At 56.4% G+C, this 11,660-nt stretch carries 11 protein-coding genes; all 11 read left to right on the forward strand.

Going from position 1 to position 11,660, the window contains the following annotated elements; genetic code table 11:
* Window positions 1–3: 3 nt before the first annotated feature.
* The 11 genes from RTCIAT899_RS08130 (at window position 4) to RTCIAT899_RS31640 (ending at window position 11,643) form a co-directional block, all read left to right on the forward strand.
* Window positions 4–480, forward strand: a complete 477-nt coding sequence (locus RTCIAT899_RS08130) for an HK97 gp10 family phage protein (protein ID WP_244441448.1) — start codon at window positions 4–6, stop codon at window positions 478–480.
* Window positions 481–545: 65 nt separating this feature from the next.
* Entirely contained in the window at window positions 546–899 is a 354-nt protein-coding gene (locus RTCIAT899_RS08135) for a DUF3168 domain-containing protein (RefSeq protein WP_244441449.1), read from the forward strand.
* A 43-nt stretch (window positions 900–942) separates the two neighbouring features.
* Window positions 943–1,374 (forward strand): phage tail tube protein, encoded by a 432-nt coding sequence (locus tag RTCIAT899_RS08140; RefSeq protein WP_015339738.1) that lies wholly within the window; start codon window positions 943–945, stop codon window positions 1,372–1,374.
* Window positions 1,375–1,397: 23 nt separating this feature from the next.
* Window positions 1,398–1,778, forward strand: coding sequence for a hypothetical protein (locus RTCIAT899_RS08145; protein WP_015339739.1), 381 nt, complete (start codon window positions 1,398–1,400; stop codon window positions 1,776–1,778).
* A 26-nt stretch (window positions 1,779–1,804) separates the two neighbouring features.
* Window positions 1,805–1,978 carry a phage tail assembly chaperone gene (locus tag RTCIAT899_RS31895; RefSeq protein ID WP_081598374.1) on the forward strand — a complete coding sequence of 58 codons (174 nt, stop codon included), beginning with the start codon at window positions 1,805–1,807 and terminating at the stop codon, window positions 1,976–1,978.
* An 80-nt stretch (window positions 1,979–2,058) separates the two neighbouring features.
* A complete protein-coding gene (locus RTCIAT899_RS08150; protein WP_041677393.1) occupies window positions 2,059–5,451 on the forward strand; it encodes a tape measure protein in 3,393 nt (1,130 codons plus the stop codon).
* A gap of 3 nt (window positions 5,452–5,454) precedes the next feature.
* A complete protein-coding gene (locus tag RTCIAT899_RS08155) occupies window positions 5,455–6,207 on the forward strand; it encodes a hypothetical protein (protein WP_015339741.1) in 753 nt (250 codons plus the stop codon).
* Between the two features lie 66 nt (window positions 6,208–6,273).
* Window positions 6,274–6,873: a hypothetical protein gene (locus RTCIAT899_RS08160; protein ID WP_015339742.1), complete on the forward strand. Its 600-nt coding sequence runs from the start codon at window positions 6,274–6,276 to the stop codon at window positions 6,871–6,873.
* 79 nt (window positions 6,874–6,952) lie between these two features.
* Window positions 6,953–7,288, forward strand: coding sequence for a DUF6950 family protein (locus RTCIAT899_RS34020; RefSeq protein WP_425281485.1), 336 nt, complete (start codon window positions 6,953–6,955; stop codon window positions 7,286–7,288).
* Entirely contained in the window at window positions 7,285–9,471 is a 2,187-nt protein-coding gene (locus RTCIAT899_RS08170; protein WP_041677395.1) for a phage tail protein, read from the forward strand. Before RTCIAT899_RS34020 ends, RTCIAT899_RS08170 begins: the two co-directional genes overlap by 4 nt.
* Before the next feature lie 36 nt (window positions 9,472–9,507).
* Window positions 9,508–11,643 (forward strand): right-handed parallel beta-helix repeat-containing protein, encoded by a 2,136-nt coding sequence (locus RTCIAT899_RS31640; RefSeq protein ID WP_015339745.1) that lies wholly within the window; start codon window positions 9,508–9,510, stop codon window positions 11,641–11,643.
* The last annotated feature ends 17 nt before the right edge of the window (window positions 11,644–11,660 follow it).

Here is an 11,660-nt window from a genome sequence, read left to right on the forward strand (position 1 = left end):
GCTATGATCATCGGCCGCGAGCGGCTTAACCAGCGCATCAACGATATGGCGCCGAATGTCGAAAGATATGCGGCGCAGGCGAAGATGGCGGCCGGGACTGAACTCGCCGAGGCAATTCGGCAACTGGCCCCGCGTGGCGCTACGCTCGAGTATGCCGAAAGCATAGATGCTGATTTGCTGGCAAGCCGCCCAGCGCAAGAGCAGGTGGGCACAAGCAAGACTAAAGACCCGTCAGCAGTCGGAATATTTGCCGAATTCATTTGGCGGTTTCTCGAATTCGGGACTGCGCCGCACAACACCGCCAAGGGTGGCGGAACTGTTGCCGGCAAGAAGCAGGCTGCGGCAGGTGGAGGCAATATGCATCCCGGTACGGCGGCGCAACCGCATGTCTTCACGACATACCGAGCGATGAAGCCGCGCATAAAACGCAAGATTATGGCTGCCGTTAGCCGTGGCGTCAGGGAGGCTATGAAGAAGTAATGGCTAGTCCTGAGCTTGAGCTACAGGGCGCTATCGTGGCGCGCCTGAAGGCAGATAGCGCCGTCATGGCGCAGGCGAACGGCATCTATGACCAGCCGCCAGACACCGCATTCGCGACCCCCAAAGAGGGATATGTCACGATCGGCGAGGCGCAAACACTGCGCGATGATGCTTCATGCATCAATGGCGGAACATCGTTTCTGACCCTGCATGCATGGTCTAGGAAGGTCGGATTTCCGGCTGTGAAGCTGTTGGCCGACGCCGTTGTGGAGAGCCTCCATCTGGCGCCGATCACGCTTCAAACCAATCGGCTCATATCGATTATGCACCGCCAGACGCGGGTCTTCCGCGATCCGGACGGACTTACAAGCCACGCCGCCATTGATTTTGTGGCGCGCACCGAAAAGCCGATCGCCTAAGCGCCGGCCACCCTACCACCACCACATTTTTTGGAGACCTGATATGGCAGATGGCCAGCAGCTTGGCCGCCTGTTGCTGATTAAGATCGGCGACGGCGCAGATCCAGAAGTATTCACCAATCTCTGCGGTCTCAAGACCCGCAGTTTCAACATGTCCGCCAACGAAGTCGACACGACTATTCCATCGTGCACGAATCCGGGCGGCCCGGTCCAGAAAACGAGCCGGCCAGGCATTGCCAATCGCACTTTTACTGGTTCTGGCAACTTCGTTTCGAGCGCAGCGTCTGACGTGTTCATGAATCACGTTCGCGCAAGCGAGGCGTTTAACGCTCAGGTCATCGTTCCGGGCGACGGCACCTATCAGGGTTCGTGGATGGTCACTGACTTTTCGTTCAGCGGCGACGTCGAGCCCAACATGGAATTCAGCGCGACCTTCGTTGCCGCTGACGTCCTGACATTCACGCCAGAAGCATAATTCCGACGAGCGAGGAGATAGTCGTGACCTCTGAAAAGAAAAGCAAAGTCTTTCCGCTTCCCGTCAATGAGGCGAGAGGCGAAGTGCCGCTGTGGATCGGCAATATTCCGATCGTTCTTGCCGCTGAAATGGAGCGCCTCGCAGGTTTGTCAAGCCGCCTGCAGTGCAGATCGTTGAACGAACTTTTCCAGCGCCTGACGAGCGTGGAGCTTTCTGCAACGCTCGCAGGCGTAGAATTGCTTGCTGTCCGCGGCGACGTTAAGGGCGCGCTGTCGAAGCTCAGTTTGAAGCATTTTGCTGACTGTGGCGTCGCCTTTTCCGCTGTCCTCGCCCACCATTTTGACGGTGACGAGGGAAACGAGGAGGCCGTCGAGGAAAAGACGGCGGCCGACAAGACGGAATAGACGATGCTTTTCCGTGGCGCCAATGGATGCGCACAGGGATAGGTGGACTGGGTTGGCGGCCTTCTGATTTTTGGGCCGCCACCCTGACGGAGTTTTTTGAGGCGATCCGCGGCTATAACGACGCGAACGGCGCCGAAGAAGACGCTGGAGCCCCGACCGACAACGAGATGGCCGGACTTCTAGCCAAATACGGCGGTTGATCGCCAAGGTTTTTCAAACATCGACATTTCCAACAATGCCCGCTCGCGCGGGCATTGTCTTTTTTTAGGGTGCGCGCCTAGTGGCTGATGATAATGAAGACCTAATTATTTCGATCAGCACGGACGTCGCAACGCTTCGTCGATCGAATAAGAAGCTCGAAGCTGCTATGGGCGAGACGCTCAAGAAGATCGAGCAACTTACTGCCGGCACCAGCGCCAAGATGGATGCCACGTTCGCCAATGGCGCGAACAAGATGGCTGCCTCCATGCGCAAGGTGGAAGGTGCTTCGCGCGACGCCAGTCGGGCTGGCTTGGGCATATCTGCGGCGTTTGCGAAGGTTTTTGCCGTTGTGGGCGCAGCAAAGGGATTTCAGGATCTCGCTGACAGCTCAATCCGCATGACGAATGCCCTTAAGGTCGCAGGCCTCCAGGGCGCGGAATTGCAGTCTACGCTTGGAAAGCTTTACGATTCGGCGTTGCGCAATCATGCGCCTATCGAAGCCCTGACGACCCTTTACGGGCGAGCCGCGTTGCAGCAGAAAGAGCTTGGGGCATCAAGCAGCCAGCTTATCACGTTTACCGACACTGTTGGCAAAGCACTTCGAGTTTCCGGTACGAGCGCCGAGGAGGCGCAAGGTTCGCTTCTGCAGTTGTCGCAGGCCCTTGGCTCCGGCACTGTTCACGCGGAAGAATTCAATTCGATCATCGAAGGTATGCCAGCGCTTGCGCAGGCTGCTGCCAAGGGTATCAAACAGGCGAACGGTTCCGTCGCAGAGCTTAAGACCCTTGTAAACAATCAACAGCTTTCGAGCCGCGCATTATTTGACGGCATTATCGCCGGCGCTTCCGATCTTGACCATAAATTGCAGGGCACCGGCGCCACGATAGGCAATGCCTTCACTGACCTGCAGACGTCGCTCACGAAGGCGGCCGGAAAGTTCGACGATGTTACTGGCGCCAGCAAGGCGACAGTTGAGACGATCGAGAAGGTCGTCACGACCCTCAATGGCCTCGATATCGTCAAATTGGCCAATGACGTTCAGTCGGTCATTAACAAGCTCAATGAATTTGGCAATACCTACGATAACCTGCTAAAGCAGGCCGGCAGTGGTCCGACGCTGAAAGAGCGTATTGACGAGCTGGTGAAACCGTTCACTGGCGGCAAGCCTCTTATTGATCTTGGTCCGGCCTTTTCCAATCAGCCGATCGACGTTGAGAAGCTAGGCCGAGAGCGCTCAGCTCGTCAGTCTGAGGCTGACGCGGACAAGCTCAAGGCGCTGCAGGAGCAATATGACGCTGCTGTGAAGTTGCAGAAGGCCATCGGCCTTCCTGTCAACAATGACGCCAATGTAGAGCTGCTTCGGCATATGGATGAAATTCGCGACAGGATCAATGCCGCGAAGGATGCGCTGGTATCGTTCAAGCGCGAAGGCGAAAAGCAGGGTCCGCCCGATCTTCGGCGCTTTCAAAAGCCGGATAACTTCAAGGATGAGCTGCCGCCACCGGCACAGGTGGATATCACCGATCCGCGTTATGCAAATACCGCTCAAAATGCTGCAAAGCTAAAAAAGGCGTATGACGACCTATCCAAATCCGCGCAGGATCGCAATGATCAGGTGCGGCAAGAAATTTCCCTTGTTGGTAAGTCCGGTGCTGTTCTTGACGCTGCTCGCACGAAATTGCAGCTGCTGCAAAAGGCGCAGAATGACGGCATTACCGGCGACAACCTGAAGAACATTCAGGATCTGGCCGATGCCTACGCCAAGCTTTCTGAGGAGTTGGCCGGCGTCACGCTGGTTCAAACGGCGAAGGACAAAAACCAGGATCTTCAGAACGAGATTGAACTCGTCGGGAAGACCGGTCTTGCCTACGATGCCGCAAAGTACAAGCTTGATCTCCTCAATGAGGCGCGCAAAAACGGCGTGACAGGCGAGCATCTCGCGGCTCTTGAAAAAGAAGCTGATATTTACGCCAAACAGGCGGAAGTGCTCGCAAAAGTCAAGCTTTATAAGGATCTCAGCGACCAAAACCGGCTTGCTGCGCTGCCGTCTCGCGATCGACAGATTGTCGAAATGCAAAGGCAATATGGCCTTCCTGAAGATCCAAACAGCGCAACGGGTCGCGATATAGGGCGCAACCTTGACCAGCAGGCGAACCGCGAGGCTGTCACCAGCTTCCTGACTGATTTTAAGGATGGTCTCGTCAAGAACGGCGAGAGCATCGGCAAAGCCTTTGGGCAGGCGCTGCAAAATGCGCTGATGAAGCAGGCGGACAAACTCTGGGAGAACTTGTTCAACCAGATTGCAAATGCCTTGTTTAAAACCAGCGGCTCTACGCCAAGCGTTGCAACCGGTGTTTCTAGCGTTGGCGCCTCTGTTGTAGGGAAGGCACTTTCTGGCTCATCCGGTGCCGCCGTCAATCCTGTTACGGCTGGCAATATGTCTGCCTTTGCTGGCGCGATTAAGTCGATCGAGAGTAGCGGAAATTATGGCGCTCTTGGACCGGTTCTCAAAAGTGGTGATCGGGCATATGGCGCCTATCAAGTGATGGGAGCTAACGTTCCTTCATGGACAAAGGCCGCCACAGGAACGGCAATGACGCCAAGTGCATTTCTTAACGATAGAAATGCACAAGATGCTGTTTTCAATAAATATTTCGGTGCGTCGCTATCGAAATATGGAAATCCGCAAGATGCGGCCAGCGTATGGTTTTCGGGGCGACCGCTGGCTAAAGCTGGACTCGCCAGCGATGGCTTCAACACTACTCCAGAATACGTCACCAAGTTCAATAATGCGCTTGGTGATGCATCGAAGAGCGTTGGAAATTTCGGCACAGACATCGGTCAGATTGGCAATTCAATAGGTAAGAGTTTGACGGGCGGTGCAGGTGCACTTTCTGCGACGCCTGCAGCCGGTGGCTCTCTTCTATCTCTGCTGTCGTCGCCAAACTTCACACCGAATACCAGCCTCGGCGCGGTTATCGGCATGCCAGGTGCGCAGCAGCCATCTGCTGGCGGCCTGTTTGGGTCGTTGTTCTCTTGGATACCCAAGATTTTTGGATTTGCCGATGGCGGCCATGTGGCCGGCCCTGGATCGGGTCGCAGCGACAGCATACCGGCATGGTTGTCCAATGGCGAGTTCGTCGTCAATGCGAATGCCACGAAAAAGCATCGCAACATGCTTGAAGCGATAAACCGCGGCTCGGTGGCGAAGTTCGCTGACGGCGGCCTTGTTACGCCGCAGCTGGTTACGGCGCCCACCGCACCTACGCTTCGGCCTCGGGCTGCCACCGCCGCCAATGACAACCGCAATCCAGGCATCCTTCATGTCCAGATCAGCGGCGCAAGCGGCGACGATCATGTCCGCACGCTTGTGAAGCAGGGCGTAGGTGAGGGGCTCGCTCAGTACAACACCCAACAGCGTCGCGGCGGCTTCGGTCGCCTGCAGAACCAGTACGCAAACCAGAAGGCATGATGGATGGGAAGTCTTATCAACCAGCCCATATTGGCGCTGGATTTTTTGGCGTGCCCAAAAGCCATCTATGACGTGGTCGGCGCTGGTATCGACGGAGGCCGCAACAGCGTCGGTGAAAGCCAGAACATAGAAATGAGCGGAGGCGGCATCGTGACCGCCTCGCTCGAAGACTGCAAGATCGTCAGCCGGGAGCAGCTTCGCTACATCAACAAGCTGGGCGCGCGCCTAAACGGCGGTTTTCGCTACATTGTGGTGCCGATCCCAACTGACTGGTTTGGGCCATTCCCCACCGTTGGCAATTTGCCGACGCCAATCATGCGCGGCATTCCTCATTCTGACGGCTCGCTCTTCTCTGACGGCTCTGGCTACAGCCAAGCGACGGTTTGGGGCAAGTTTCTCGCTGATGCTGCACTGAACGCAGGTCAGGTTACCGTTCGCGTTTATGGCGCGACACGCGATATCGATGGCGACTGGTTTTCAGTTAAACATGCCGCCAAAGGCTGGCGCGCTTATCGAGACTGGGAAACGTCCAAGATTGGAAGCGGGACGGAAACTGTCAGCGGCGCCAGCGTCGCCTACAATGATTTTCAATTGTCAATCCAGCCGCCATTACGGCAGGCCGTACCGGCAGGCACTCGCATCGAGTACGCCAGGCCGCGCTTCGTTGCGAAGTTCAAGACGGACTTCACTCTGCCCCTCACCATAGAGGCGTTCTTCGTCACCGAACAGACGATCCAATTTTCTGAGGCGTTCTAGCGCTTTTGCAACAAATTCATTCATGAAGGCTCGCTCGCGCGGGCCTTTTCAGTTTCTGGAGGCTCGATGGCCTGGATACCGGACTCTGTCATCGCAGCCATGCGAGGCAGCTATCAGCTAGGCATCTTCCTTCGTGTCGATACAGATCCTGCGCTGCACATCTGGTTCGGCGTCAACGATATGCCAGCCAGAATGGACAGCATAGATCCGGATGGCACCGTCTACATGGGCGGTGGCCGCTTGATCGGCATTCCTTCGCTCGAGGTGCTTGTGAACGGAACGGCCGACAGCGTGGATTTCACGCTGAGCGGCATTGATCCGGCGACAGCAGCCAAAGCGATCGACAGCTTGCCGCCGGTGCGTGGCGCCGTCGTACAAATCGGCATTATGACGCTTGATGACTATTATCAGCCGATGGGGCCGATTGTGCCCATATGGCGCGGCACCGCGTCTCACGTCAGCGAGGCAAGCGAGGCTGTGGGCAGCGAGGATCAGCCGTCGCTAACGCTGAGCCTTTCCGCCGTCACCGGCAGTGTAACGCGCTCGCGCGCCGTTCATTCCCTTTGGTCTGATGCTCAGCAGAAAGCGATCTCGCCGACTGACGACTTCTGCAAGCAGGTCCAGCGCCTGAGCCGCGGCATTGCGCCGGTTTGGCCGAACTACTGAGGCATCCATGAAATTGCGAGATTGGCTTGAGCTACCGCACCGCTTCAGGTGGGGCGGCCGGAGCGGCGACGACTGCCTGATGTTTTGCGCTTCGTGGGTGTGGCACGTAACCGGCCGAGATCCTGTCGAGGAGTTCCGCGGAACCTATTCGTCTGAAGACGAAGCGAGAGAAATCTTGACCGCCCATGGCGGCATGATCGCCCTCGTCGACGCCGTAGCGATGAAGGCAGGAATCAGAAGAACCGACGACCCACAAACCGGCGATATCGGCATCATTCGAGCTCCATCATGGCTTGGCGGCAAGCTTACTGAAATAGGCGCCATCAAGTTCGGCCCTGTTTGGGCATGTCTCGGCCCGGCAGGCGTCGTGGGCAAGAAGGCGGAGTGCCTAGCCGCTTGGTCGGTGCCTCAATGAGCATGCACCACCAGCGTATGCTTGTGCGATACGGCCTTTCGAGCTGTACATCGCTTTATAGCCAGGTCGTCTTCGACCCAATTTTCACACCCCTTTTTACGGCGGTGTTTTCGAGCCTTGGCCTGACGGTCGGCACAGGCCTCACGACCGCAGTAACGATCTCGTCTGCTATCGCAACGACTGCGCTCGCGGTCGGCATTCAGGCGCTGATGGCGCCGAAACCGCCAGATCCGGAGAGTGGCCGCGTCCCGAAGGTTCAGAGCACGCCTTTCCGCATTTGGTCGATAGGCCGCAATCGTCTCGCCGGCGCGTACATGCTGTGGGAGGCAAGCGGCGATTATCTCTATGCGGTCCAGGCGCTCGTGGGCCATCGCGTGAAGTCGATCAATCGCTATTGGCTGCATGATGACGAAGTCTTTCTCGACGCCAACGGCTACACGACGAATGACGACAATGGCAGGTATGGCAACAACGTCCGACTTCTGACGCGCATCGGACTGTCCACTGAGACGGCGTACGCGCCATTGGTTGCGAAGCTCACCTCTGCGGGAGTTTGGACGAACAATCATCGTGGAGACCAGCAAGCCTCTATTGCGATGATCGCCGAGTCTACTGCGGCAAAAAACCAAAATAAGCGCTTCCCATATGGTGCCCCGCAAGTGTCGGCGGAAGTCGATGGAGCTCTCTGCTGGGATTTTAGAGATTCATCGCAAAGCCCAACAGACCCGAATACTTGGACCTGGACACGCAATCCAGTCATTCAGCTTTGCTGGCATGAGTGCTTCAATGAGTTCGGCAATCGCCGCGACTATCGATCGGCGATTCTGCCAGTCATCGATATGTGGACCGAAGAGGCGAACATTTGTGACGAGGATATTCCTCGCGCCGCTGGCGGCACTGAAAAGCGATATGAGTGCTCCGGCTGGGATACCACGGAAAACGGTCCAAAGGTCGGCACTAACGCCATCTTGGCGGCCTGCGACGGGTGGATGTGCGAAAGGGGTGACGGTGCCCTGCTGCTCACCGTTGGCAAGTTTCGCGAGAGCCGTGTCGAGACGCTAGCTGACGTCGATCTTGTCGGGCACCAAATTCAATATGACGTCCTCTTTGAGGAGGAGTGCAACCGCCTAGTCCCTAAATTCACCTATCCTGATACCGGCTATTCGTCCTGCGACACAGATTTCTTCGAAGATGCAGCAGCGCAGCTAACCGCTGGCCGTGTTTTGTCACAGGACGGTGACTATCGCTACTGCCAGCAATGGCGGCAAGCGAGGCGCCTTGGCATTCGCGACTGGCGACGGTTGCAGCAGAAGGTCAAGGGCACTCTCGATGTTCGTTTTTCTGGGCTAAATGCGATCTATAGCCGCTGGGTAAGGCTGGCAACACCAATTCGCCTGCCGAGGCTTGATGGGAAGGTTATAGAAAATCGCCGTTCCACGCTTGCGATCACCCGCGGCGGCTTCACGATGGAGATTATTCAGCATCCCGACAACATAGACGACTGGAACCCCGTGACAGACGAGGGGCAGCAGCCGCCGGTTCCCAATACGCTCGGCACTGCTGAGATCCCGCCTGGCATCATCAACACGGTAGAGGCAAAGGCAAACGGCGGCTCGGTCTATCTTCGGGTTCTGATTGTTGATCCAGAATCCGAAAGCCTTACGCCGGTCGTTTTCTATCGCTTGCGTGATACCGGCGGCGGATCGCCAGGGACGTGGATTGAGCAACAGTTTCCCGATGTGACGCCATCTGGCGGCTTTATCGAGCTCAACACGGGCGCCGTTCCTGTAGATGTCGATCTAGATGTGCAGGTAGGCTACATTGGGTCCAACGGCTCATATGGCCCGCGGTCACCGACCGAAGAAGTGCACACCACAGCAGATCCAACACCGCCAGGCCCCGTTATTGGGGTCACAGCAACCGGTGCAGTAGGGCAAGCAACATTCAACTGGACGGCGCCGAACAGCTCAAATTATGCGGGCGCGCGCCTCTATTGGAACACATCCAACAATTTCGCCACGGCAACGATTGTTAGCCCTCCAGAGTATGGGGCTCCCAGCACCCCTGATAGTCGTATCGTGACTGGTATTAGTGCCGGTACACGCTACGGGTGGGTAGTTTCCATAAATCGATCTGGCATTGAGGGCACCTCAGTGCCCACTGGCGCCTTCACGGTCAGCTAACGCCTGCGTCAAGCGGGCTTTTTCTTAGGAAATTCAATGACGTTCTCCCCAAACGCCGAGACTGTTTATGCGGACGGCCCATACACCGATCCATACGATCCGTCTAAACCAGAAATTCGCGCGCTGTTGACGCAGTATGAAAACGCTATCGAAGCATACTCGTCGGGCGCAGGGTCAATTGCCAAGGATACACGCGGAAATCTTTATGCCGACGTCGCGCACGACTCAGACGTTACTGCCTGGGTCTATGCCGACGCAAACACTGCGAACAACGGCGTTTATCGGAAGATCGGCGCGTCTGGATCTGGATCGTGGTCTCTCATTCTACCGCTTCCGTACTCGTTCATCATAGCTACTGATTACGGTGCGGGCACCGCAAACGCTATAAAGGCGTCAACGACGGTACCAGTCTCGGAATCGGCTCTCATATGGTTTCAGATTTTCCGCACGAACGACTCGTCGCCGGTCACTATCTCGTTCAACGGCGACGCACCTCTCACGATCAAGACCAATGCCGGCAATGATCCAGCGGCCGGCGGTCTAGCCCAGGGCATGATCCTTTTCGGCGTAAAAAGCGGCGCGACTTTCCGGCTTCTGAACGATCAAGTTTCTACTGCGATCGTTGCAGCAGCTGAAGCGGCCCAGGCGGCAGCTGAAGCTGCTCGCGATGCTGCTCTTAGTGCGGTCCCGAATGTCTTTGCTCTCACCCGCACAGCGCTAAAGGCCCTCAACACGGCGACAATCACCAGCGCCTTCCTTAAAGAATCCGGTCGAGAAGGTCAGTTTGTTTGGCGATCTGGCGACTATAGCGCGAAGATCTCCGCGGATTCCGCCGAGGGCCTATTTATCAAAGCCAACGCGATTGCTTCCACCGTAGGGGCGTGGGTACGGGTCTATGACGGCGATATCCAGGCAACATGGTTCGGCGCCAAAGCCGACGATGCTACTGATAATGCGTCGATACTAAATGTTGCCATTGCTTCCTGCATGGCGCTCGGCCTACGCGTCCTCAAGCTGCCGCCCGGCGTTCTGCGGTTCGGGTCGACCATCAATTTCTCCAGCAGCTATTTTGCCATTCGCGGTGCGGGCATAGGCGCAACGACCCTACGCAGGACATTTGCGGATGGCACGGCAATCTACTGCGCTGTTGCTGCCCCAAATCCCATTCAGAGCATAGCGCTGTCAGATTTTTCAATGGATACGACGGTGCGGGTCACCAACGGTTCCATGATCTATGTGGAATCGGGCGTTGGCGTATGGCTCGACAACCTGAACATCGCCGGCGGCTTCTGGCAAATAGGCCTTGGCGGATGCTTTGATGTCCATCTGACAAATATCAGTGGCGTATTCGGCGAGACGAATGATACCGGGGAGGTCGGCCTTGTCGTGACCACTCGGAACGCATCGTATGGCGGCAATTATGGCGGAAACATTTTCGTTGATGGCTGCAGCTTCCGAACGGCGTTCGGAAATGGCGGTGGCGGCGCGGGTGGGAGATACGGCATCGAAGTGGTTGCCGTAGATGGTCTGTTCGTTTCGAACTCGTATTTCGGCTATTTCAAGGTCTCAGCAGCCTATATCTTTAACACGCTGGCGACCGTATACGTAGCCGGAATCAAGTTTAGCAACTGCTGGTTCGATTGCTACGAAGGGAACGGCGTTACTCTCGACGGTGGAGTGAGCTCGAATTTCTCCGATATTGAATTCGTGGGATGCTCGTTCCTTGGCGGGGCTAATGCCCAGTACAATTTCCGCAGCGCAGGAAATCCTTCCTCGGTACGATTGCAAGGGTGCCATTTCGCAGCTGTCAATGGCGACAATATTCGCATCGACACCACAGGACTTGGGTTCTGTGTCACGGGAAATACTCTTTTTGCCGCGGATATGGACAATACTTCCGGTGGCGACGGGATCGTCATCAACTCGGGGTCCGACTTCACCATCTGTGACAACGTGATAAATGGCAACAACACATCAGACAATGGTATTCGACTGCTGACCGGCACCCGCGCGGTTGTATCGAACAATAGAATTCGCAATTGTATCAATGGGATATCAATCGCCGCAGCGTTTAACTATTACTCGGTGATCGGGAATATTACAGTAGACAACTCCGGAACAGGAATCGCTGATTTGGGTGGCCCTAACAAGGCCGTTGCGAATAACGTCTAGCGTCGCAAACCGACGAG

It is taken from the genome of Rhizobium tropici CIAT 899, assembly GCF_000330885.1.
In the GTDB taxonomy this organism is placed as follows: domain Bacteria; phylum Pseudomonadota; class Alphaproteobacteria; order Rhizobiales; family Rhizobiaceae; genus Rhizobium; species Rhizobium tropici.